Below are 22,549 nucleotides of genomic sequence, written 5' to 3' on the forward strand. Positions count from 1 at the left end.
CCTATTTGTCTGCCTAGGGCCTGTTCACGCTAATTAAATGCAGCCTGTTGTGACTAAAAATTCGTCAATCAAGGCGCGAGGAGAGTGGTTTGGTTATTCCAAATGAACGACGAGCAACGCAGGGTGGCGGATTTTTAGCCGCAACCCGAAGGGCTGGAACCAGTTTTATCCCCAGCGTTGTTGCCGATCGCTTATTTGGAATAACCAAACTTCGCTCACGGCGCCTAGCTGGAAACAAAACTGGCTTCCAGCAGGCGCATTTAATTAGCGTGAACAGGCCCCAGTCACTGGGCTATAGTAGATGCAGACTATTTAAGGAGTGAAAAATGAGCAAAACAGTGCTGGGCCCTGATGGCGAGCCCCGATGTGGGTGGTGCGCCAATGTAGCTGAGTTCTTTCCCTATCACGATAACGAGTGGGGTTACCCGGTTGCCGATGACATTCGACTGTTTGAAAAAATCTGCCTGGAGAGTTTTCAGTCGGGTTTGAGCTGGCGCACTATTCTGGCTAAGCGCGAAAATTTTCGTCGCGCGTTCGCGGGTTTTGATTTTAATAAAGTCGCTCAGTTTAATGATGCTGACATTAAGCGCTTGTTGGCCGATGAAGGCATAGTAAGGCACAGGGGGAAAATTGAAGCGGTAATCAATAATGCTAGAAGAGCACAGGAGCTGGTGGCTGATGAGGGATCGTTGGCGGTGTTTTTCTGGCGCTTTGAGCCGGCCGCTGAAAGTTTGGCACAGCCTCAGGTGCTCACCACCACTGAGGAATCAAAAGCAATGGCAAAGGCATTGAAAAACCGCGGCTGGAAATTTGTGGGGCCCACCACGGCGTTTGCTTTTATGCAGGCAATGGGGTTGGTGAATGATCATCTTCACGGCTGTGTATATCGCGACCCGGTAGAAAAAGCGAGGCGGGAGTTTCTCCGGCCTCGCTAGTGAGGTCTATCTACCTGAAGGGCTCATTGCAAAGCCTGTTTGCTTAATGAGTGGCTGCGATGTTGCCTGTTAAATATTCTCGTATTGCATCCAGCAACTGTTGCAGTTTGTCTCGCTGCGCCATACCAATGCGAATGTACGAATCGTTATCCAAGCCAAAGACTTCACCCTTTAGAGGTTTGATTAATATACCGTGCTGCTCCTTTAGGTAGTTTGCTAACGTGGTGTTATCGCACGCATGCAGCTTTGCCATTACAAACATGCCTTTGGCGTTTGAGTCGGTGCTCACGCCGGTTTTTTGTAACTCGCCGATAAGCCACTTGCGAGTGGTGCGTAAATCCCACCAAGTTTCGCGATAACTGTCCAGGTTCTGCAGTGCAGTACAGGCTGCATGCTTGGCCAACTCGGTGGGAAGATGTGGATCTCGAAGAATGTTTAACAGTTTTGTGGTTTTCCTGTGGCTGTAAAGATAGCCAATGCGAAGCCCCGCTAGACCAAAAGCCTTGCTGAAGGTTCTGACCGTAATGATGTTGGCTTGCGAGGATGTGTAGCGTGGGAAGTTGGCGTCATACTCCAGGTAGCAGCCGTCAATTACAAACAGAGTCGCCGGATAGGCTCGTGCCAAAGACTCCATTTCTTCGTTGGTAAATCTATAGCCTGTGGGGTTGTTGGGTAGGCTCAGGTAGACGAGCTTATAATATTTTGTGTCAATTAGCTGGCGAAACTCACTAAAGCTTAAGCAGCTGGGCGTTGCGATATTATGGGTTCGCAGCTTTACTAGATTCAGTGCATTGCTGTAGGACGGTATGGGAAAAAGCACTGCGTCGCCCTCTTCTAAAAACGTATCGAAGATCAGTCGTAATGACTCCGTAGAGCCTGCGGTTAATAATGCTTCCTGTGTTTCGGGTAGCTGGTTGAATATACGTATTTGCTTTAATAGTTCACGGCTGGTGCTGGAATGATCACTGGGATAATTGAGGCATCCGTCTATTATATGATTTTGGTAGTAGTCGGTTATTGCTTCGCACACTGCGCTGGGAAGCCTGTTGTCGTACTCTCCTACGGATAATTTGATTGGCACGCTATAATCAGCGGGCGAGTAAATTTCGTAGGATTTTTCACGCGCAAAAAAACGAGCTGTTGCCATGGCGTTGAACTCCCTTTAAACATTGGCTTGCTGAGTTTAGACACGGATTGTGTCAAGGCAATGCTAGATTCGGATTGTGTTGCTCGTGTTACGCCGAGTGGCTTGTGGTGCCATTTTTTACGTTATTGCGAAGGAATGGTAGAGCACAAACAGCCCTGCTGTTGGTGCTCATACAAGCGGCGGGGAGTTAAGCGGCTTGTGCTAACTTTTCGGCTGGATTTTCCTGCCACTGCAGTTGATCGCTATAGTGCAATAAGCGCATATGGCCGGAGTAATCCTCGACAATGGCGGTGCAGTTTTCTATCCAGTCGCCGGTATTGCAATAGCGGATGCCTTCTTGCTCAAGCATTGCAGGGTAGTGAATATGGCCGCAAATGACACCATCGAAACCGCGTCGTCGCGCTTCGTCCATTGCCTCTTTTTGATAGGTTTCGATGGCGTCTTTAGCGCCTTTTATATTGTCTTTGATCATTCCCGCCAAAGAGAAGTAAGGGCGTCCCATCCATTTGCGCCAGCGGTTGGCCCAGCGATTGATAAACAACAACAAGTTGTAGGCAATGTCGCCACAAAAGCGGGTGATGTGAGACAGATTAATATACGCATCCATGGCATCGCCGTGCATGATTAAATAGCGTTTGCCGTTGGCGCAGGTGTACTCGTGCTCTTCAATAATTTCGATGGGGCCAAATAAGTTGCCGGTAAAGCGACGCATGGGTTCGTCGTGATTGCCTGGAACATAGATAACGCGGGTGCCGTTGTTGGCCAGATCGTATAATTTGAGCATTACGTTGTAGTGCTCTTTAGGCCAGCGAAACTTACGTTTCATGGCCCACATGTCGATAATGTCGCCCACCAGATACAGGGTGTCGCAGCTGATGTTATCCAAAAACTCTAACAGGTAATCTGCTTTACAATCTCGATAGCCCAAGTGGATATCAGATATCCAAATAGTGCGACCTTTGATGAGGGGAGATTGAGTTTTAGCGGAGGGATTACTGCTGCGTTGAGTGGTGGGCGAATCGGTGGCAGTTGGTGTTGTCATGGCTGCGGCCTCAGCGTTGCGTTGGCCAAATTCTGGTCGCCAAGTATGACAAGCAGACAACAAAAAAATGAAGCTTTGGTGACGCTAATGAACGCGCAGCCTGATGGCGTTAGTGTCCAGGTTGTTTACGCAAACCAGAAAGCGCCAAGGCAATGGTGAACGCCGCCGCTGCGCCGAGGACAATGGCGGGGCCCGCCGGCCAATCCCAGTAGAAGGACGCTGCCAGTCCACCAACGACGGCGCAGGCGCCAATGGCGCTGGCGAATACAGCCATCTGTTCGGGGGTGTGACTCAAGCGGCGGGCCGCTGCAGCGGGAATAATGAGCAGTGCGGTAATCAGTAGGACTCCAACCACTTTCATGGCGATGGCAATTACCAGGGCCATTAACAGCATCAGCGCAGTGCGCACTAAGCTCACCCGTACACCTTCTACGCGTGCTAAATCTTCGTGCACGGTGATGGCCAGCAGCGGTTTCCATAGCCAGGCAAGCGCGATAAATACAAAAGCGCCGACGGCCCAAATGGTGGCGACATCGCCCTTAGTCGTGGCGAGGATATCGCCAAACAAATAGCTGGTTAAATTGATTTGCCCTGGGCCGATCACGCTAATAGCTACCAGCCCCAGGGCCAGGGTAGAGTGCGACAGTATACCCAGCAGCGTATCTGTGGCCAGTTGGCGACTGCGTTGCAGCGCGACCAGCGCCAGCGCCAGCATTAGACAACCAAAGGCTACGGCGAGGTTGAGATTGATATCTAACATCAGGCCGACGGTTACCCCCAAGAGCGCCGAGTGGGCGAGGGTATCGCCAAAATAGGCCATCCGGCGCCACACCGCAAAGCAGCCCAGCGGGCCCGCCACCAGTGCTACCCCCAGCCCAGCTGCTAATGCCAACAGGAGAAACTCAGGCATGGTGAGAGTGCTCCGGGTCTATTTCGTCACAGCGGTCGTGGGCGTGATCGTGGTGATGGGTGTAAAGCGCGATTTGCGCTTCGGCGCGGTGACCGAATAATTCCAGATAGGCCGGATCAGCGGTGACCTGTTCTGGATGGCCGTGACAGCAGACGTGACCGTTCAGGCATACCACGGTATCGGTATTCGCCATCACCAAGTGTAAATCGTGAGAAATCAGCAGTACCCCGCAGCCTAGCTCGTGGCGCAATTCGTTGATAAGCGCGTACAGTGCCGCCTGACCGGCGACATCCACCCCTTGCACGGGTTCGTCCAGTACCAGCAACTCGGGTTTTTGCAGCAGCGCGCGCGCTAACAAGACGCGTTGAGTTTCTCCGCCGGATAGGGCTTGCAGGGGCTGTTTGAGCAGCTGTGCCGCTCCGGTGCGGGTAAGTGCTTGCAGGGCATCTTGGCTTTTGCTTTTTCCTAAGCCGAGAAAACGCTCGACGGTTAAGGGCAAGCTGGGGTCAATGTGCAGCTTTTGTGGCATATAGCCGATACGCAGACCGGGTTTGCGATACAGCTCGCCCCGGTTAAAGCCCATCAGCTGCAAGATGGCGCGCACCAGGGTCGTTTTGCCTGCGCCATTGGGGCCAATCAGGGTGACTATTTCGCCCGCGTGCACCGATATGTCGGCGCTATCGACCAAGGTGCGTCCGCCGCGTACTACGCTGAGCTTTTGGGTTTGCAGCAGCAATTGCCGGGGTTCAGCGGTCATGTTTATTCTGCTGGCTACAATCTGGGCACAGACCAAAGACCTCCAGAGACTGCGATTGCACCGCAAAGCCCGCTTCGCTGGCCGCCTTTTGAATGCTGCGGCTAACGGCCTTGGAGTGAATCTCTTCAGCGCGGCCGCAATCGTCGCAGAGCAGGAAGTGGCTGGCGTGATGGTGATCTGGGTGGGGGCAGCCGATAAAGGCGTTGAGTGCGCCGATACGGTGAATCAGCTTTTGCTCCAGCAAAAAGTCCAGCGCCCGATAAACCGTGGGTGGAGCCACAGGTTTGGTGGATTTGGCGGCCAGCTGATCCAGCAGTGCGTAGGCCCCCAGGGGTTTGTGACTTTGCCAGATAAGTTCCAGCACCTGTTTACGCAGAGGCGTGAGCCGCGCGCCGCGCTCGGCACACAAAGTGGTAGCGGCGTCCAGCGCGTCGTGAACGCAGTGGCTGTGGTTGTGGCGGCTAAAAGCCAAAGGTGCTGTAGGGTCCATCCGGAGATTATAACGAATATGTTATACTATAACTATCTTTGGTTTGCCGATTCTTCTTCCTATGTCATTTAACCGTCCTTTTTCCCGACTGCTCGGTCGGGTGCTGATTTTCTGCTCGCTGATTTTTGCTGCTGTGACAGCGCGGGCTGAGCCTGTCGAGGTGCTGGCCAGCATCAAGCCGTTGGCGCTTATTGCGCGCGAACTGGTGGCGCCTGAGGATCAGGTGAGTGTTTTGCTGCCGCCCGGGGTTTCACCCCACGCCTATGCTATGCGTGTCTCTGAGCGCAGTGCGCTGGAAAACGCAGACGTGATTGTCTGGGTGGGGCCCGAGCTGGAGGGTTTTTTAACCAAGGCTGTGCGCGCTAACAGCGGCCAAAGCTTAGCTGCGGCCGACCTTAAAGGGGTGCACTGGCCTGAGTCTGTTGATGCGCAACTTGAGCATTCTGGACATTCGCATACCCACGGTCATAGTCATGGCCACAGTCGCGATATGCACTTGTGGTTGAATCCGCAAAATGCAGGAGTTATCGCCCGCGAACTGAGTGCTCGCTTGGTGGCGTTGCGTCCGCAAAGAGCTGATTACTATCGCCAGCGTGCCGCCGCGTTTGAGGCCCGGCTCGCTGAGCTGGATGCGGCTCTGGCAGCACAGCTGGCGCCGGTTCAGGGTCGAGGGTTTGCGGTTTATCATGACGGTTATGCTCACTTTGTCGAGCATTACGGTTTAAATCAGGTGGACTTTGTGGCGGTAACCCCGGAACAGCGTCCGGGCGCGCGCCATCTGTATCACCTACAGCAGCACCTTCCCCAGGCTGCCAGCTGCCTGTTTGTTGAGCCCTACGCCGATGCCGACGCGGTGAGTGATATGGCCGAGCGGTTGGGTTTACGAGTGGCGACTTTGGACCCGCTGGCCAGCGCCGCCGGCTTGGATAGTTACGGCGCGTTGTTGCAGGACATGGGTGGGGTGTTTTCAGCTTGCTTGTCGGCCGACTGAGTTGTCCAGAAAAATACCCTCACGCTCAAGCGCGAGCTTTTGCTGGGGCTTAAGTGTCGCCGCTAGCTGGTTGCAGCAGGACTGAATATCGCTTTGCGTCGAGCTGGCGCTGGTTTGTAGTAACGCGAGTTGCCCTGCAGCAGACGACAGCTTGTGACGCACGCCTGTGTGCTGATGAACCAGGCTTGCGAGTTGATGCAGGTGGTAAATACCTGCTTCGGAAAACATCAGTTTGGTGTCCACGTGAATCCATCCTTCTGGGTTTAGCCAGTGTCAAAAATCCCTATCGCTAACTTGAGTATAGGTAGCCTGGATGGCTCGCGTAGGGCGATGGCACGGAATTTTTTAAAACGTGAACATCTGGAATTAAGCAGGTTTTTGGATACAGCTCGTGGGAATATCCCTGGGAAAAGTGTCAGTGGCGCCACTTTTCTTTGGGAGTCTTCTCACTTGCTAGTACCGAGGCTTACAGCCCCAGTTGACGCTTCATTTCCTCTTCGAACTTGGCATCCAGCTTAGCGCTGATTTTGTCGGCCAGTTCTTCGGCTTTGGCGGTCGTTTCTAAATCAACCACTTTGATCGCTTCGGCGTTTGCCGGAGTGTCGATTTCAAAGCGGATGTTTTCAGAGCGCTGGGCAGACGCCAGGATCAGGCTGTCGCTTGCCTCTGAGTTGGCTTCGTCGGCTACCGCACCTGATGCGAGTAACAATCCTGCCAGTAATACACCATAGGTCTTCATAAGATTTCCCTCCGTTGGTTGGTGATGTCAAGGCGCTGGTGTGTCGTCTTGACGGTTGGTAGTCGATCGCTTGTGGCGATCTGTTACCTTCTGTTACGTATGGTAACAAAATCTTGGTTAATGTCTAGTCGAATTTTCTAGTTTTAGTTAATAAATCCAATAAATTTTGCCTTTAACTCACTGTAACCCGGGAATTTTTCTAAAAAACCTTGGCTGTGGGAGGAATTTGGCATTTTGGTAACACTTGCCTGATCAAACAGTGAGCGGGATGATTGGTGTATGCTTTCGCTTTCACGATCTCACAAACAAGAAATTTCGCTATGACCGATCAGTCCCCTGTCGTCCTTGTGGATGGCTCTTCTTACCTCTACCGCGCCTACCATGCGCTGCCACCTCTGACGAACTCGAGGGGCGAGCCCACTGGCGCGGTTAAGGGCGTTATTAATATGATTCGGCGTCTGCTTAAGGATTACCCCGGCAGCCCAGTGGCTGTTGTTTTTGACGCCAAGGGCAAGACCTTTCGCGACGAGTTGTTTGCCGAGTACAAGGCTCAGCGCCCACCCATGCCCGATGATTTGCGTCCGCAAGTGGAGCCTATTCACGAAATTGTTAAAGCCATGGGGCTGCCGCTGTTAATAGAAGAAGGGGTAGAGGCGGACGATGTGATCGGTACTCTGGCGGCGCAGGCTAAAGAAGATGGCCGCCCGGTGGTGATCTCAACCGGCGATAAGGATATGGCGCAGCTGGTGAATCATCGCGTTACCCTGGTCAATACCATGACCGGAAGCCTGTTGGATGAGGATGGTGTTAGAGAGAAGTACGGCTTCGGCCCCGAGTTGATGATCGATTTTCTCGCCCTGATGGGCGACAAAGTCGACAATATTCCAGGGGTTCCGGGTGTAGGGGAGAAAACCGCCAAAGCCCTGTTACAGGGAGTTGGTGGCCTGGACGCGCTTTACGACAATTTAGAGGCTATTCGCGAGCTGGACTTCCGCGGCGCGAAGAAAATGCCTGAGAAGCTGCAAGACAACAAAGATCAGGCTTACTTGTCTTATGAGCTTGCCACCATTCGACTGGATGTCCCCTTGCATGTAAGCGTGGATGAGATTGCCCTGGGCGAGCCTGACAACGACAAACTGTTGGCCTTATTTGAGCGGATGGAGTTTAAAACCTGGGTAGATGAGTTAGCCGCTGACCCGTCTGTAGATTCACCAGTTACAAAGCCTGCCGAAGAGGTGAGTGTTCACTACGACACCGTTTTGGAGAAGCCCGAGTTCGACACTTGGCTGCAACATTTAAAAGACGCCGATTACTTTGCCTTTGATACCGAAACCACCAGCCTGCACGCCATGGAGGCGCAGATTGTGGGTGTTTCGTTTGCGGTAGAGCCCGGCAAGGCCGCCTATGTGCCCGTGGCGCACGATTACTTAGAGGCCCCGGAACAGTTAGATCGCGACTGGGTTCTGGCTCAACTTAAGCCCTTATTAGAGGACGCTGGTAAGGCCAAGGTGGGGCAAAATCTGAAGTACGATCGCAATGTGCTGGCCAATCATGGCATTACCCTGCGCGGAATTGCCTGGGACACCATGCTAGAGTCCTATGTCTTTAACTCCGTGGCCGGGCGTCACGATATGGACTCGCTTGCCCAGCGTTACCTGGATACCAGCACCATCCATTTTGAAGATATTGCCGGGAAAGGTGCCAAGCAGCTCAGTTTTAACCAGATTAAGGTCGAGGACGCAGCGCCCTACGCCGCTGAAGATGCCGACATTACCCTGCGTTTGCACCGCAAACTCTGGCCTGAGATTGAAAACGACGAATCCCTGCGACGGGTACTTTTGGATATTGAAATGCCGTTAGTGCCTGTGCTTGCCGATATTGAACGCACCGGGGTGCTGATTGATGCGGCGCAGCTGGGCAAGCATAGCAAAGAGCTGGCAGAGCGCCTGGTTGCCCTCGAGCGTGAAGCCTTTGATATTGCCGGGAAAGAATTCAATTTAAGTTCGCCCAAGCAGTTGGGGGTGATTCTGTTTGAAGAGCTGGAGCTACCGGTGGTGAAAAAAACCAAAACCGGTGCGCCCTCTACCGCCGAGGATGTATTGCAAGAGCTGGCATTGGATTACCCGCTGCCCAAACTCATTTTGGAATACCGCAGCCTGGCGAAGTTGAAGTCCACCTACACCGATAAATTGCCGAAAATGATTAATCCGCAGAGCGGGCGGGTACATACCTCTTACCATCAGGCGGTGGCGGCCACTGGGCGATTGTCGTCAGCCGATCCGAACCTGCAGAATATTCCTATTCGCACCGAAGAGGGGCGGCGGATCCGCAAGGCTTTCGTCGCACCTAAAGGATACAAGGTGCTGGCGGCGGACTATTCTCAGATTGAATTGCGGATTATGGCGCATTTGTCAAAAGACGAGGGCTTGCTGCACGCCTTTGCTGAAGGTTTGGATGTGCACCGGGCGACGGCCGCCGAGGTATTTGCCACCGAGCTCGACAAGGTGACCGATGAAATGCGCCGCCGTGCTAAGGCCATTAACTTCGGCCTTATTTACGGTATGTCTGCTTTTGGGTTGGGCAAACAGCTGGGGTTGCCGCGCAACGAGGCTCAGGGTTATATCGACCGTTATTTCGAGCGCTACCCAGGAGTGGCACGCTATATGGACGAGACCCGTGCCTTAGCTCATGAAAAGGGTTATGTTGAGACACTGCAGGGGCGGCGTTTGTATCTGCCGGAAATTAATGCCCGCAATAAAATGCTGCAACAGGCCGCCGAGCGCACTGCAATCAACGCCCCCATGCAGGGCACAGCGGCGGATATCATTAAACTTGCCATGGTGAACGTAGCAAACTGGCTAGCTGACAGTGATCTGGATGCTCGCATCGTTATGCAGGTGCACGATGAGCTGGTACTGGAAGTGGCTGAAAAAGATGCGAATCAAGTGCGCGAGGGATTAATTGAACGCATGAGCCAGGCGGCAGAGCTAACCGTGCCACTGATTGTCGAAGCGGAAGTCGGAGATAGCTGGGATGAGGCGCATTAAGCCGCATTTTCTGAAAATTTAAAGAAAAACGAAAAAAAATGCAGAATTTTTGAACTTTATCCCAGGTGGGGCCTCAAAGAGTCAGCACACTGAAGAGTAAGTTGATTTTTCATGAGCTCCTCCTCGTTTGGCCTTCGGGTCAATTTGGCAGAATAGACTTCTGACACTAAACCCCAATCCTATGGTTGGGGTTTTTTTTATGCCGCGATGCTGGATGGGTAAAATTTCGACTCGATCACAAACTTTTACAATCTCTGCTGAACTTCCCGCTTAAGGGTCGGTCAGAGTAAGTACCAACGAATTGCTTAGCATGGTGATCCGTAACTGGCATCAACCCCCAAGGGTGTCAGTATTCAGCCGGTAACTCCCCGTTACCGGCTTTTTTTTGCCTGCCGTTTTGCCAACTTGGGTTTTCGCGTTAGTTAAGTGTTGGCTTGTTCTTCGGGCAGTAGCCACTCATTGAGCTTGTTTTTTAGCTGATCGAGACCGGCGTTTTTGAGCGAGGAAAAGGTTTGCACGGTAACCAAATCGTTCACCTGCGCCTCTTTTAAGGATTTTTTTACCTGCAGTAGGGTGTTCTGTGCCGGCCCTTTTTTGAGCTTGTCCGCTTTGGTGAGCAGCAAATGCACTGGCATTTGCGCCTCAATGGCCCAGTTGATGACCAGGGTGTCATGCTCCTGCATCGGATGGCGAATATCCATCACCACCACCAGCCCCGCCAGGCACTGGCGCTCGTGCAGATACTCAGACAGATTTTCCTGCCAGCGCTCTTTCATCGCCCGCGATACCTTGGCATAGCCGTAACCGGGTAAATCCACCAGCCGGGTGTCATCGCTCAGTTGGAAATAATTAATAAGCTGAGTGCGGCCGGGCGTTTTACTGGTGCGGGCCAGTTTGGAGTTGCCGGTCAGAGTGTTAATGGCGCTGGACTTTCCCGCATTGGAGCGGCCGGCAAAAGCGACTTCCCGTCCGGTTTCCGGCGGGCACTCGCGAATGCTGGGAGCACTCTGGGTAAAGAATGCTTGGTTAAAATTTATACGTTGGGTCATGTTGCTGAAAAACTCGGTAGAGCAGCGCCGGTTTGGCGCCCCTTTTGTGATCGGTCAATTAGTATATAATGCCCGCTGCAACCGGCCCATGCCAGTGGAATCTGGCAGGGATTTGCCTGGCCCTTACGTCAAGGCAGTTCAGCCAACACAAAAAAGACGATGTCACAGGTTAGCCAATGAAAAAACACGTTTTAACTCTGCTGATCGCTCTGGGTGCCTCTTCGGTGGCTTCTGCAGCGGGTGATGCGGCGGCAGGTGCGGACAAGGTAGCGGTTTGCGCCGCCTGTCATGGCAGCGATGGTAACAGCCCAGCGCCTACCTTTCCTAAAATCGCAGGCCTCGGTGAGGCTTACCTGTTGAAGCAATTGCACGATATTCAGGACTGGGATAAAGCCAGCGGCGAAGATAAGGCCACAACCGGCCGCGCCGTTGCCGAAATGACTGGAATTCTGAGCGGTTTGAGCGACCAAGATTTGGCCGATATCGCCGCTTTTTACGCTGAACAGACCATGCAGCTGAGCGGCGCTAAAGAGATGACGGTAAAAGTTAACAGTGGCGCCGAGGTAGATGCGTTGCAGCTGGGCGAGCACTTGTACCGCGCCGGTAATATGGAAACCGGCGTGCCTGCGTGTATCGGCTGTCACTCGCCTACGGGCCAGGGCAACGAGCCGGCCGCCTACCCCCGCTTGGGCGGTCAGTACGCAGAATATATCGAGAAGCAGCTGAAAGCCTTCCGCGGTGGTGAGCGTACTAACGACGGCGACGCATCCATCATGCGCATGGCGGCGAAAAACCTGAGTGACGCCGAGATTAAGGCTGTCGCGAATTATATTGCTGGCTTGAATTAAGACCAGCGGCACCAAGGGCGACTTCGGTCGCCTTTTTTATACCCGGAACTTGTCGGGCTTGGACGGTCTAAGCCTGCCTGTTTGAGAAAATAATGGAGCAATAATATGCGAATTTTGTTAGCTGTGTTCGGTCTGTTGTTTGCGGTGGTGGCCTGCGCTGAGAGCTCTGACTCTGCGCCGCAATTTGAAGAGGGCACTCATTATACTGAGCTTGCCGAGGCCGTGCGCACGGACGATCCGGATAAAATTGAAGTGCGAGAAATGTTCGCCTACACCTGCGGCCACTGCTTCCGTTTTGACCCGCTATTCAGCGAGTGGAAGAAAAAGCAGGCTGACGATGTGAACGTGGTCCAGACGCCGGTAGTGTGGGCCAAACAAATGGAAATTTACGCTCGCGCGTTTTACACCGCGAAAGCTATGGGGGTGTTGGACGAAGCCCACATGGACCTGTTCAACGCGCTGCATCTGCAGAACACGCGCTTCGGCTCAGCTGAAGATTTTGCTGAATTTTACGCACAGTACGGTGTAGATAAAGACAAGTTTGTTAAAACCTTTGAGTCTTTCGGTATCGACAGCCAGGTGCGTCAGGGCGATGCCAAGGCTCGCGCTTACCAAATTAGCGGTACCCCCGAGCTGGTGGTCGACGGCCGCTACACCATCAGCGCCAGCGGCGCCGGCGGTCACGAGAAAATGCTGCAAGTGGCTGACTACCTGGTAAACAAAATTCGCGCTGAAAAGTAAGCCAAACCAGAGCGCTAGAGCCCGCCCGCGATCAATCGCTGGCGGGTTTTTTTTTGCCGCGTCTATAATGGGGCGATGGAACTGAGCGGGCCCAAGCCGAGATGAGTGATAACCAGAACAATCGCTGGAAAGATAAATACCTGGACTTGCTGGATCAGCAAGAGTCGCTGGAGACGAATTACAAAGACCAGTTGCAGCTATTAAGGCGGGCATTGGTGCGCGTTAGTGTGGCGGCCGATGGCCAGCAGCCCGGTTTGGATCAAGCGCTGGAAGCACTGCGTGCTAGCGTGCGCAGCGAACAGGATGCGCAGCTTGCCCAGGCTTTGCAAAACCTGGATAAATTGCTGCTGCAGTTCGACGAGCATCGCGATGCGACCTCCGCTCAGCTACGTGGGGCTTTGCAGTCATTGATTGTACCTTTGTTAGGGCGCGAGCCGCCGCGGCCACTTAAAAAAGAGCTGCGTGAACTGGCGCAACAGGTGAGTCGGCAGCAGGAGTTGTTGCATACCTATCCCGGGCTATTGGAGCGTATCGCACAGCTGCAGGCGCAAGTGTTGGCCGAACAGGCTGACACCTCTACTGAGCCTGAGGGTTTCTTTTCGCGCTTACTGAATAAAGACAAGCACGCCGTCAGCGTCGAGCGTGAGGAAGCCGCGAACCGTCAAGAGCAAGGCAAGGCGGATCGGGTGCTGTTTGAGTTGAACCCCAACGCCAGTTTGCGCGACAGTGAAACCGTATCAGCCAACCTGAGCCGTATCATTAATGATTTGCTGCAGAGCGTTGAGGCGCAAGCACTGCGGCCCGAGCGAGTCACCGCCCTACAGCAGCGCCTGCAAAACGGGATTCGCAACGCGGATTTGATTCCCGTACTGGAGGAAGTTCGCGATCTGGTAATGAGTGCCTACATGGCGGCGACTCGCGCGTTCACCACCTACTTGAACGGCGTCAACCTGGAGCTGGCGGATATTTACAGCGCTCTGGAGGGCGCCCAGTCCAGTGGTAGCGAGCTGCAGTCGGCCTCTGACACCATGCAGGCGGATATGCTAGCGGAGTTTGCAAAGCTGGAAAGCCAAACGCGCGATGCCTCAGATTTAAACCAGCTGAAAGATCAAGTCCAAAGTCGCTTGGGGAGCATTCGTGCCGCGCTGCAAACTTATCAGCAGCGCTCGCAGGACGCCGCTCCTATGCTCAGTCAGCTCGGGGAGCTAGCGCAAAAACTGCGCGCGATGGAATCGGAGGCGCAGAAAAATCGTCAAATTCTGGAGGAGCAGCGTACCAAAGCGCTCACCGATCCGCTCACGGGTATTCCTAATCGCGAGGCTTACAATGAGCGCATTGCGCTGGAGACTCAGCGCTTTCAGCGCTATGGCAGCCCGCTATCAATCGCTGTCTGCGATCTCGACTACTTCAAAAAGATCAATGATACACTTGGGCATCAAGCGGGGGATCGAGTGTTGCGAGTGCTCAGCAGCGCCATTGGCAAGCGCCTGCGCGAGGTAGATTTTTTTGGTCGTTATGGTGGCGAGGAGTTCGTCATTATTATGCCGGAAACCACGGCCGAACAGGCGCTGCAATTTCTCGACAGGATTCGTGCGGCCATCGCCAAAACCGATTTTAGCTATCGCGAGCAGCCGCTGGAGCTAACCGTCTCGATTGGTATCGCACAATTTGCAGCGCACGACACTGCCGAAGCGGTATTCGAACGCGCGGACAAAGCGCTTTACGAAGCTAAAGCGGCCGGTCGAAATCAAAGCCTTATCGGCTGAGCCTGGGGTAACAAATGACAATAATACGGCGACTGCTAGGGGCATTGTTACTCGGCGTTACAGCGCTGAAGGTCTCGGCGTTGCAAGTGCACGTGACCGATAGTGACGCGCAGCCACTGGCCAATGCAGTAGTGGCGTTTTACCCTCAAGGGGATAGGGTTGCAGAAAAAAAGTCGGCCCCGCAGCTTCAGGCGAGCATGGATCAGCGCGACCGGCAATTTGTACCCTACGTGCTCGCGGTACAAGTGGGCACACAGGTGTCCTTTCCCAACAGCGATGATATTCGCCATCACGTTTACTCGTTTTCCCCCAGCAAACGATTTGAATTGCGCTTGTATCACGGCACCACCGCCGATCCGGTGGTATTCGATCGGGCCGGCGAGGTGGTGCTTGGCTGCAACATCCACGACTCCATGGTCGGCTATATTTACGTGCTGGATACGCCGTATTTTGATGTGACTGACAGTGAGGGCAAGGTCACTCTGGAGACGCTACCCCAGGCGGGGCGCATTGAGGTACAGCACCCCAGGGCTTTGCAGCCGGCGGTCAAAACTTTACCGGCCATAGAGGGGAGTGTGCAGATAATGCTCGGGCCACTGGCTCCCGACCCGCGTGAAAAGCCGCCGGGCTCAGCGCTCGATGCGCTGTTCGAATAGGCCGATGAACCATTTATGATTCGCAGCTATCGTGCAAAGTTGTTGTCTTTCTTGCTCATACTTGTGGTCATGCTGCAGGTCAGTTTTTATGTCGCGACCCGCACGGTAATTCGCGATGCGGTCGTGGACGATGCCTACCGAGATCTGCAGCGCGGCAGTGAATTATTTTCCCAGTTGATGAGTTCTCGCGCGGCACAATTGGCGCAATCGGTCAGTGTGTTGACTGATGACTTTGGCTTTAAAGAGGCGGTGGCCATCGCCGATCGGGCAACGCTTCGCTCAGCGTTGTTGAATCATGCCGCGCGCATTGATGCTGATCTAGCGCTGGTTCTCGACCGCGACCAGCGGGTAATTGCCAGCAGTTCATCTCTACAAGCCGAGCAATATGCGGTGCTCGGTCAGCTGTCGCCCGTTTCTGGGGCCAGTGGCCCGCGCTACTCGCCCATTGTCATCAATGACAAGCTGTATCAATTTGTTATGTCTCCGATTATGGCACCACTGCAAATTGGCACGGCGGGCATAGGTTTTGAAATCGATGAGTCTATGAGTGCTTCATTAAAAGAACTTACTGATCTGGAAGTGTCTTTTGTGATGCTCAGTGCGCAAGAGGTAAAGTATTTGTCCGGCACACTTGACGCGCCAGGGCAGCAGGCGCTAATAGCGAACAATAAGCCAAACAGTGGCGCAACGCCGGCGGTTTGGCGCTCCGCAGAGATGCTCAGCAGTTCGGTAAGTGTGGCGCAACAACCACAGCAAATTGTGTCTGTTTTGCAGGTGCCCTTGGCTAAGGCTCTACAGCCCTTTGCCGTGCTTGATCTACAGTTGTTGACTTTGGCGGTATCATTTTTGGGTGGTGCGGTGTTGGTTGCGCTACTTATGGCGCGCAGTGTCAGTCGCCCGGTGAAAGAGCTGGCCAATGTCGCTCGCACTATTGCGTCGGGCGATTATAACTCGCGTGTTGCGGTACAAGGTGGAGAAGAGTTTGCCGATTTGGCCGCAGCTTTTACAACGATGCAAAAAGCGATTGCCGAGCGTGAGCAGGAGATTATCTATCACGCCGAACACGATGGACTGACCGGGCTGGTCAACCGCTCACAGGTGTTTGTGCAGCTTAATCAGATGATGACTCGTGCCGATAGCAGCGGTCAGAAGCTTTTGGTTTTAATTGTCGACATCTATAAGTTTACGCAGATTAATGACACATTAAGTGCAGAAACAGGCGATGAGATTCTGCGCGCGGTTGGGGAGCAACTCGCAATTGAGGTGGAGCCGCACGGCATTGCGATTCGCCTGGGCAGTGATGAGTTTCTGCTGTTGCAGACCTTCACAGGTGAAAATGAGGCCGCCGCTTTTGCCGAGCAATTACTGCGAGATTTTGACCGACCGCTGTCGGCTGCCAGCACCGAACTGCGGGTTGAATTGAATTTGGGCTACGCAATTTACCCGGAGCAGGCCGATACTCCTGAGCTGTTGTTGCGCCGCGCTAATCTGGCGCTGCAGCACGCACGCCAGGGGCGGCGCTTTATCTGCAGTTATCAAAGCGGTTGGGACGAAGATCACCTGCGACGCCTGCAACTGCTTACCGATTTTAAAGCAGCGCTGCACAATGGCGAAATTTGTCTTTACTACCAACCTAAAATTGACGCGCGAGATTGCCGGAAGCTAGGGGCCGAAGCCTTAATTCGCTGGATTCATCCTAAATTTGGCTTTGTTAATCCAGAAGAGTTTGTCGCGGTGATCGAAAGTGCCGGGCAAGTTGCTCTGCTGACCCGCTGGGTGTTGCGCGCCGCTGCGTCGCAATTGCAGCAACTTCAGGCGCAGGGAATTAACTTGTTGATGTCGGTTAATCTGTCGGCACTCGATTTATTGGAAGACGATTTAGCGGATTACCTGCACAGCCTGTTGCAGGAGTTTGGTCTGGATGCCGCCAGTTTTTATTTAGAAATAACCGAAAGCGCGATCATGCAGGAAGCGGAAAAAAGCATTGCTAATTTGCAAAATCTGCATGCCATGGGGGCAAAAATCTCCGTTGATGATTATGGTACTGGTTACTCTTCTCTGTCGCAGATCAAACGTTTGCCAGTTTCCGAGCTGAAAATCGATAAGGTATTCATTCAGGATCTTGAGCGCAGTAAAGACGATCAGCAGATCGTAAAATCCACTATCGCTCTGGGACACTCACTGGGGTTGAGTGTGACCGCCGAAGGCGTGGAAACCGAGCAGGTGCGTAACTGGCTGGTCAGCAGCGGCTGTGATGTGCTGCAGGGTTACCTATACAGCAAACCTCTGCCGGAAAAAGATTTCAACCATTGGGTAAAAACATTCCTGGAGGTAGTGTGAAGGCGATTGCAAGCGCGATTTTACCGGCAACGCTGACTACTTTGACTGTCATATGGTTGCTGATTTGTTCTCCCGCTCTGGGCCAGGGCAGCCGTTTATTGGCGACTGGTGGAGCGACGACCATTGAGGGTGTGGCCGGGGGCGGCATTGTGCCTATGGCGGTAATAAGCGGCTATTGCACTCGCGAAGAAATAGGCGCTACAGCGTTTACCAGTTACGTTGATACGCCTGATTATTCTTTGGCGAGTTTCGGTGCGGCCACCTGTTGGCGCAACCGGTTTGAGCTGAGTGTCGCCCGCCAGCGACTGGAACATCCTGCGCTGTCTGCCGCGCTTGGGGTGTCTGATCAAAGCATTAGTCAGTCGATAGTCGGTGCCAAGGTTCGCTTGGCGGGAGATTTACTCTACACCCGTCTACCTCAGTTGAGCCTTGGTGTTCAGTATAAAGACAATCACGATTTTTTTATTCCCGCAGCGGCCGGTGCTATAAGAAGCGAGGATACGGAGTTGTACCTGGCGGCCAGCAAGGTCTACCTGGGGGCAGTGGGCGGCTATAATCTCTTGGTTAATGCGGTAGCACGCTATACGCGGGCCAACCAAGCTGGGCTTGTCGGTTTCGGCGGCGATCAAAACGATACCAGACAGTGGCAGGCCGAGGTGTCCAGTGGCATCTTTATTAATCGGCATTGGTTATTGGGAGCCGAGTATCGGCAGAAACCAAATAATCTATCCTTTGCCCGAGAAGACGATTGGTATACTGGTTTTCTGGCCTGGTTTCCCAACAAAAATCTGAGCTTGGTGGCGGCTTACGCCGATTTAGGTGAGATCGCTACACTCCCCGAACAAGATGGCTGGTACTTGTCGTTGCAGGGGAGCTTCTGATGCGCAGATTAATCACCCTAACCTTGCTGGTTGCTTTATTCGGTTGTGCGCAACAGCCTACTGGCTCGACACTTTATTCGCGCCTTGGAGGCCACACGGGCGTGGATAGCATTGTCTATCAATTGATAGTCAATATTGCTGCAGACAAGCGGTTAGTGGATCGTTTTAAAGGCGTTGATATCGAGCGTTTTCGCCAGGGGCTGGTCACTTATATCTGTAGTGTAAGTAACGGTGATTGCTCCTATCAAGGGGAGTCAATGCAGGTTGTGCACGCGGGTCACAATTATACCGACACCGAATTCAATGCCATTGTGGAAAACTTAATCCTCGCTATGGAAGATCAGAGGGTGCCCACCGCCACGCAAAATCAATTATTAGCACGATTGGCGCAGGACTATCGGGACGTTGTCTACCGGTAACCAATCGTTACAAAAGTTAACTCGGGTGCACGGTGCTGGGTTGGCTAAGTGCAACCCGATCGATAACAATAGCTGAAAACCATCAGACAATAATAACCGAGGATTGAGCCCATGAAATGTTTTGTTATTGCCGCTTTGGCATGCATAGGTGTGCCCTGTCTGGCGACAGACGGATTAGAGTTAAACGACAAAGGCTACTTTAGTAAGCCGGGTTTGGACGTCACTGTTTTCGCCGATATTTACCCCGACGGTCATCAAACCGGAGTGACGGTTATACAGCACGGTATACGCACAGCTGCCAACGGTGATTTACGTTTGGAAATATCTCCCGGACAGTGGTCACCGGTACCGCGCGGTGTGGGCGAGGCCCATGTGGATGTAAAAAATCAGCGTATTTCGCAAACTCTGGCCTATCCCGACGAAAGTAAAAACCGTAAGGGCTTTAACCCTATAGATTACCCGGATTTAAATTTTAGCTATCAGGTTCATGTTGAAGCGTTTGAGGGTAATAGCGTAAAGGTAAGTGTGGATTTAAATGAGCCGCTGCCCGCCCAATGGATTGGCAAAGTAGGTTTTAATTTTGAGCTGTTTCCCGGCGATTTATTTGGCGCCTCTTACTTGATGGATGCGCACAGTGGCATCTTTCCGACTCAGCCCAACGGGCCTTTGTTGCATACGCACGGCGAGTGGCTGGCGGAGCCTCTGGCAACAGGACAGCAGCTGGTTGTGGCACCCGAGCTGGAAAAGCAGCGTCTGCAAATTAAAAGCGTCAAGGGCGGTGAGCTTGAGCTCTGGGACGGTCGTACCAATCACAACAACGGTTGGTACATCGTGCGTTCATTGGTGCCCAAGGGCGCCAGTAAAAATGCAATCGAATGGATTATTACTCCCCATGTGGTGGAAGACTGGCAGTATGAACCTGTGATTCAGGTTTCTCAGCTTGGCTACGGGGTATCGCAAGCCAAGCGCGCCGTCATTGAACAGGACAGTCGGGACAGCAAGGCGGATGCGGTCGAGCTGTTAAAGTTGAGCGCGAGTGGGCCGGAAGTAATTAAAAAAGCGCAGCCTACCCCTTGGGGATCATTCTTGCGTTATCACTATTTGCAGTTTGATTTTACCGAGGTGTCAGAGCCGGGCATGTACCAGCTGCGCTATCGGGGTAACACCTCACAACCGTTTAAAATCGGTGCCGATGTTTACTCCCGTCACGCCTGGCAGCCGACGCTGGAATATTATCTGCCGGTGCAAATGTGTCATATGCGGGTGAATGAAAAGTACCGCGTATGGCACGACAAGTGTCACCATGATGATGCGCTAATGTCGCCGGTAAATTACAACCACATTGATGGTTACATTTCCGGCCCCTCAACCTTAACGGATTTCAAGCCGGGCCAGCCGGTGCCAGGATTAAACAAGGGTGGCTGGCATGATGCTGGTGACTATGACTTGCGGGTCGAATCACAAATTGGCACCACGTGGTTGCTGGCTATGATGGTTGAGGAGTTTGGCCTTGACTATGATGCGACTTTGATCGACCAGGAAAAACAGCTGGTAGAAATTCACCAAGCAGACGGTAAAAACGATGCCCTGCAGCAAATAGAGCACGGCTTGCTGACGGTGTTAGGCGGTTATCGAGCTCTCGGACGTTTGTATCGCGGCATTATTGTTCCCACGGTGCGCCAGTATGTGATGTTGGGGGATGCGAGTGCACAAACGGATAACCTGGTCTACCACCCCAGTCTTAAGCCGGGTGAAATTAAAGACGGTCGTTCCGGTACACCGGATGATCGCTGGGTTTTTACCGAAGAAAACCCTGAACGTGAGTTGGATGTGGTTGCCGGGCTCGCTGCTGCTGCCCGAGTTATGCACGATTACAACGCGGCTCTTGCGGAAGAATCCCTGGCTGCCGCTGAAGATCTGTTTAGCAAAGCATTTCCGCTGGCCGAAAAAACCGGTGTAAAAGCCTTCGCACTGGCCGAGCTTATTTTGACTACGGGAAAGCAAGTTTATATTGATCAATTGATCGCTATGCAAAGCGAGCTCGTTGCCGACATAGATAATACTGCTTGGGTTATCGGCCGGGTGGTGAACAAAACCAATAACAAAGATTTTATTGCAGCTATTGAGCGGGCTGTTATAAAGCAACAAGAGCGGGTACAACAACAGGCCGCACAAACACCTTATGGTGTTCCCTATAAGCCACATATTTGGGGCGCCGGTTGGGGGATTCAGGAGTTTGGTGTAAAGCAGTACTTTGTGCACAAAACCTGGCCCGATATTGCCGATGCCGATATCTACGTTAACGCATTAAATTTTGTCCTCGGGGTACACCCAGGCAGCAACACAGAATCTTTTGCGTCGGGTGTGGGTTCTGATTCGGCGCTGGTGGCCTATGGTGTTAACCGCGCCGACTGGTCTTACATTCCGGGTGGCGTAATATCGGGAACCGCACTTATTCGACCTGATTTACCCGAGCTAAAAACCTGGCCGTTTTTTTGGCAGCAAACTGAATATGTGATGGGCGGTGGGGCCACGAATTATATGTTTCTCGTGTTGGCGGTTGAGGCTTTGGAGAATAGTGCCGGTGAACGGTGAACGGTGAACGGTGAACGATAAAAAGTCAGACGTCTGATGTTGGACGTCTGACGCTTTGTGTGCGAGCTGATTGGCGTGTGGCTGCGAAAATTTTATCAGACCTCAGACCTATTCACTATCCCCACTGTAATCAATACTATGCCACCCTTTAATAATCGACTTCACATAAAGCCCCGACTCGGTTAAGTCGTCATCGGTCCAGTTGCCATCGGGGGCGGTGCCCGGCTTTAGCATTGAAGCCCCCTCATCCTTGTCGTTGAGAGCCCAGTTGGCGTGAGTTAAATGATGCTTGCGCATAAAGTCCAACCACTGTTCGGAACTGTGTTTATCGACCTCTCCGTCGCCATCGGCATTAACGGTTCCCCATTCTGTGACCATCAAAGCGGCGCCCTGTTGAAGAGCTTGTTCTGCTTTATCCCTCAGCGCTTGCTTGTGGGTACCGGCGTAAAAATGCAGGGTATAGGCAATATTGTCGTAACCCTGAATGGGATTGATGGCGGCTTTGTCTACATCCTGCGACCAGGTTTGGGTGCCGACAATAATCAAGTTGTCGGGGTCTATGGCGCGAATGCGAGCAATCAAGGCTTCTGCGTAAGGCTTGATAACGGTATCCCAGTCGGTATCTGCCAGCGGCTCGTTATAGATTTCGTAAATAATATTGTCGGTATTGCCGTACTTCGTCGCGAAGTGCTCGAAAAAAGCGATGGCTTTGTCGCGGTGCTGCTCGGCGTGGTGCGCGTGCCAATCGAGGATAACGTACATACCCTGCTCAAGAGCCGCATCAATCACAGTTTCGGCCCTGCGGGTATTGTCTTCCGGGTGGGTCAACATGCCGCCATTGGCGCCTGCACCTATGGCGGCACGAATAATCGGTGCATTCCACTGCTCCTGCAAGTAGTTAACCACCTCGGGGTCGTAATAGCGGTCGGCGTTCCAGCCGGTGTTGCTCCAAAATAGGCTCGGGCCGGCGAGAGATAGCGGTGCGCCACTGGCATCGATAATGCGGTTTTCTTTGACACTCAGCTTGCCGTGAGTTTGCACGGCGGTGGCGGCTTGGGCGGCGTTGCAAAATGCGAGGCTTAGCCCTAACGCTAGCAGGGTTTTGGTGGGCATGGCGAGGTGACCTTGTTATATTGGTAGATGTTTGATGGTAGTCAGACCGCGTCGCGCTGTCTATTTGCCAACGAGCGTCACAA

General features: G+C 53.0%; 20 protein-coding genes. 11 read left to right on the plus strand and 9 right to left on the minus strand.

Annotated features, from left to right (window positions below; all coding sequences use genetic code 11):
* Positions 1-326: 326 nt before the first annotated feature.
* The gene (locus NHM04_RS11880) at positions 327-935 is read left to right on the plus strand and encodes a DNA-3-methyladenine glycosylase I (RefSeq protein ID WP_254264008.1); all 609 of its coding nucleotides are present in this window, start codon (positions 327-329) and stop codon (positions 933-935) included.
* 43 nt (positions 936-978) lie between these two features.
* Here NHM04_RS11880 and NHM04_RS11885 read toward each other — a convergent pair whose 3' ends face one another.
* From NHM04_RS11885 to NHM04_RS11905, 5 genes are all read right to left on the minus strand, one after another.
* Positions 979-2,082 (minus strand): histidinol-phosphate transaminase, encoded by a 1,104-nt coding sequence (locus tag NHM04_RS11885; RefSeq protein ID WP_254264009.1) that lies wholly within the window; start codon positions 2,080-2,082, stop codon positions 979-981.
* Positions 2,083-2,269: 187 nt separating this feature from the next.
* The gene (locus NHM04_RS11890) at positions 2,270-3,124 is read right to left on the minus strand and encodes a UDP-2,3-diacylglucosamine diphosphatase (protein WP_254264010.1); all 855 of its coding nucleotides are present in this window, start codon (positions 3,122-3,124) and stop codon (positions 2,270-2,272) included.
* A gap of 109 nt (positions 3,125-3,233) precedes the next feature.
* Positions 3,234-4,034, minus strand: a complete 801-nt coding sequence (locus NHM04_RS11895) for a metal ABC transporter permease (protein ID WP_254264011.1) — start codon at positions 4,032-4,034, stop codon at positions 3,234-3,236.
* Positions 4,027-4,791 carry a zinc ABC transporter ATP-binding protein ZnuC gene (znuC, locus tag NHM04_RS11900; RefSeq protein WP_254264012.1) on the minus strand — a complete coding sequence of 255 codons (765 nt, stop codon included), beginning with the start codon at positions 4,789-4,791 and terminating at the stop codon, positions 4,027-4,029. The genes NHM04_RS11895 and znuC overlap by 8 nt, the downstream gene beginning before the upstream one ends.
* A complete protein-coding gene (locus tag NHM04_RS11905; protein ID WP_254264013.1) occupies positions 4,781-5,281 on the minus strand; it encodes a Fur family transcriptional regulator in 501 nt (166 codons plus the stop codon). Before NHM04_RS11905 ends, znuC begins: the two co-directional genes overlap by 11 nt.
* Before the next feature lie 61 nt (positions 5,282-5,342).
* On the opposite strand from NHM04_RS11905, the gene NHM04_RS11910 reads away from it, so the two are divergent.
* On the plus strand, positions 5,343-6,272 hold the full coding sequence (locus NHM04_RS11910) for a zinc ABC transporter substrate-binding protein (protein WP_254264014.1): 930 nt from the start codon (positions 5,343-5,345) through the stop codon (positions 6,270-6,272).
* Here NHM04_RS11910 and NHM04_RS11915 read toward each other — a convergent pair.
* Together NHM04_RS11915 and NHM04_RS11920 are read right to left on the minus strand one after the other, a co-directional pair.
* Positions 6,249-6,515 carry a hypothetical protein gene (locus tag NHM04_RS11915; RefSeq protein ID WP_254264015.1) on the minus strand — a complete coding sequence of 89 codons (267 nt, stop codon included), beginning with the start codon at positions 6,513-6,515 and terminating at the stop codon, positions 6,249-6,251. The two genes, NHM04_RS11910 and NHM04_RS11915, sit on opposite strands and share 24 nt — an antisense overlap.
* 223 nt (positions 6,516-6,738) lie before the next feature.
* On the minus strand, positions 6,739-7,011 hold the full coding sequence (locus NHM04_RS11920; RefSeq protein WP_254264016.1) for a hypothetical protein: 273 nt from the start codon (positions 7,009-7,011) through the stop codon (positions 6,739-6,741).
* A gap of 320 nt (positions 7,012-7,331) precedes the next feature.
* Here NHM04_RS11920 and polA point away from each other — a divergent pair, with 320 nt between their 5' ends.
* Positions 7,332-10,058: a DNA polymerase I gene (gene polA, locus NHM04_RS11925; protein ID WP_254264017.1), complete on the plus strand. Its 2,727-nt coding sequence runs from the start codon at positions 7,332-7,334 to the stop codon at positions 10,056-10,058.
* 422 nt (positions 10,059-10,480) lie between these two features.
* On the opposite strand, the gene yihA is transcribed toward polA, so the two are convergent.
* Positions 10,481-11,107, minus strand: a complete 627-nt coding sequence (gene yihA, locus NHM04_RS11930) for a ribosome biogenesis GTP-binding protein YihA/YsxC (RefSeq protein ID WP_254264018.1) — start codon at positions 11,105-11,107, stop codon at positions 10,481-10,483.
* 176 nt (positions 11,108-11,283) lie between these two features.
* Between yihA and NHM04_RS11935 the strand changes: the two genes are divergently transcribed.
* From NHM04_RS11935 to NHM04_RS11970, 8 genes are all read left to right on the plus strand, one after another.
* Entirely contained in the window at positions 11,284-11,955 is a 672-nt protein-coding gene (locus NHM04_RS11935; RefSeq protein ID WP_254264019.1) for a cytochrome c, read from the plus strand.
* Between the two features lie 105 nt (positions 11,956-12,060).
* Complete coding sequence (locus tag NHM04_RS11940; protein WP_254264020.1) at positions 12,061-12,696, plus strand: thiol:disulfide interchange protein DsbA/DsbL; 636 nt, start codon at positions 12,061-12,063, stop codon at positions 12,694-12,696.
* Between the two features lie 101 nt (positions 12,697-12,797).
* Positions 12,798-14,462 carry a diguanylate cyclase gene (locus NHM04_RS11945; protein WP_254264021.1) on the plus strand — a complete coding sequence of 555 codons (1,665 nt, stop codon included), beginning with the start codon at positions 12,798-12,800 and terminating at the stop codon, positions 14,460-14,462.
* A 14-nt stretch (positions 14,463-14,476) separates the two neighbouring features.
* Positions 14,477-15,118 carry a methylamine utilization protein gene (locus NHM04_RS11950; protein WP_254264022.1) on the plus strand — a complete coding sequence of 214 codons (642 nt, stop codon included), beginning with the start codon at positions 14,477-14,479 and terminating at the stop codon, positions 15,116-15,118.
* Positions 15,119-15,133: 15 nt separating this feature from the next.
* Positions 15,134-17,458, plus strand: a complete 2,325-nt coding sequence (locus tag NHM04_RS11955) for an EAL domain-containing protein (protein WP_254264023.1) — start codon at positions 15,134-15,136, stop codon at positions 17,456-17,458.
* Positions 17,455-18,339 (plus strand): DUF3034 family protein, encoded by an 885-nt coding sequence (locus tag NHM04_RS11960; RefSeq protein WP_254264024.1) that lies wholly within the window; start codon positions 17,455-17,457, stop codon positions 18,337-18,339. The genes NHM04_RS11955 and NHM04_RS11960 overlap by 4 nt, the downstream gene beginning before the upstream one ends.
* On the plus strand, positions 18,339-18,758 hold the full coding sequence (locus NHM04_RS11965) for a group 1 truncated hemoglobin (protein ID WP_254264025.1): 420 nt from the start codon (positions 18,339-18,341) through the stop codon (positions 18,756-18,758). The genes NHM04_RS11960 and NHM04_RS11965 overlap by 1 nt, the downstream gene beginning before the upstream one ends.
* A 111-nt stretch (positions 18,759-18,869) precedes the next feature.
* On the plus strand, positions 18,870-21,353 hold the full coding sequence (locus tag NHM04_RS11970; protein ID WP_254264026.1) for a glycoside hydrolase family 9 protein: 2,484 nt from the start codon (positions 18,870-18,872) through the stop codon (positions 21,351-21,353).
* 108 nt (positions 21,354-21,461) lie between these two features.
* On the opposite strand, the gene NHM04_RS11975 is transcribed toward NHM04_RS11970, so the two are convergent.
* A complete protein-coding gene (locus tag NHM04_RS11975; RefSeq protein WP_254264027.1) occupies positions 21,462-22,466 on the minus strand; it encodes a glycoside hydrolase family 5 protein in 1,005 nt (334 codons plus the stop codon).
* Positions 22,467-22,549 lie beyond the last annotated feature (83 nt).

The organism is Gilvimarinus sp. DA14 (assembly GCF_024204685.1).
In the GTDB taxonomy this organism is placed as follows: domain Bacteria; phylum Pseudomonadota; class Gammaproteobacteria; order Pseudomonadales; family Cellvibrionaceae; genus Gilvimarinus.

What these genes read in the sequence shown, in the direction of transcription:
- NHM04_RS11880 (WP_254264008.1), top strand. Translation starts at nt 327, where the DNA reads ATGAGCAAAACAGTGCTGGGCCCTGATGGCGAGCCCCGATGTGGGTGG.
- NHM04_RS11885 (WP_254264009.1), bottom strand. Translation starts at nt 2,082, where the DNA reads ATGGCAACAGCTCGTTTTTTTGCGCGTGAAAAATCCTACGAAATTTAC.
- NHM04_RS11890 (WP_254264010.1), bottom strand. Translation starts at nt 3,124, where the DNA reads ATGACAACACCAACTGCCACCGATTCGCCCACCACTCAACGCAGCAGT.
- NHM04_RS11895 (WP_254264011.1), bottom strand. Translation starts at nt 4,034, where the DNA reads ATGCCTGAGTTTCTCCTGTTGGCATTAGCAGCTGGGCTGGGGGTAGCA.
- znuC (WP_254264012.1), bottom strand. Translation starts at nt 4,791, where the DNA reads ATGACCGCTGAACCCCGGCAATTGCTGCTGCAAACCCAAAAGCTCAGC.
- NHM04_RS11905 (WP_254264013.1), bottom strand. Translation starts at nt 5,281, where the DNA reads ATGGACCCTACAGCACCTTTGGCTTTTAGCCGCCACAACCACAGCCAC.
- NHM04_RS11910 (WP_254264014.1), top strand. Translation starts at nt 5,343, where the DNA reads ATGTCATTTAACCGTCCTTTTTCCCGACTGCTCGGTCGGGTGCTGATT.
- NHM04_RS11920 (WP_254264016.1), bottom strand. Translation starts at nt 7,011, where the DNA reads ATGAAGACCTATGGTGTATTACTGGCAGGATTGTTACTCGCATCAGGT.
- polA (WP_254264017.1), top strand. Translation starts at nt 7,332, where the DNA reads ATGACCGATCAGTCCCCTGTCGTCCTTGTGGATGGCTCTTCTTACCTC.
- yihA (WP_254264018.1), bottom strand. Translation starts at nt 11,107, where the DNA reads ATGACCCAACGTATAAATTTTAACCAAGCATTCTTTACCCAGAGTGCT.
- NHM04_RS11935 (WP_254264019.1), top strand. Translation starts at nt 11,284, where the DNA reads ATGAAAAAACACGTTTTAACTCTGCTGATCGCTCTGGGTGCCTCTTCG.
- NHM04_RS11940 (WP_254264020.1), top strand. Translation starts at nt 12,061, where the DNA reads ATGCGAATTTTGTTAGCTGTGTTCGGTCTGTTGTTTGCGGTGGTGGCC.
- NHM04_RS11945 (WP_254264021.1), top strand. Translation starts at nt 12,798, where the DNA reads ATGAGTGATAACCAGAACAATCGCTGGAAAGATAAATACCTGGACTTG.
- NHM04_RS11950 (WP_254264022.1), top strand. Translation starts at nt 14,477, where the DNA reads ATGACAATAATACGGCGACTGCTAGGGGCATTGTTACTCGGCGTTACA.
- NHM04_RS11955 (WP_254264023.1), top strand. Translation starts at nt 15,134, where the DNA reads ATGATTCGCAGCTATCGTGCAAAGTTGTTGTCTTTCTTGCTCATACTT.
- NHM04_RS11965 (WP_254264025.1), top strand. Translation starts at nt 18,339, where the DNA reads ATGCGCAGATTAATCACCCTAACCTTGCTGGTTGCTTTATTCGGTTGT.
- NHM04_RS11970 (WP_254264026.1), top strand. Translation starts at nt 18,870, where the DNA reads ATGAAATGTTTTGTTATTGCCGCTTTGGCATGCATAGGTGTGCCCTGT.
- NHM04_RS11975 (WP_254264027.1), bottom strand. Translation starts at nt 22,466, where the DNA reads ATGCCCACCAAAACCCTGCTAGCGTTAGGGCTAAGCCTCGCATTTTGC.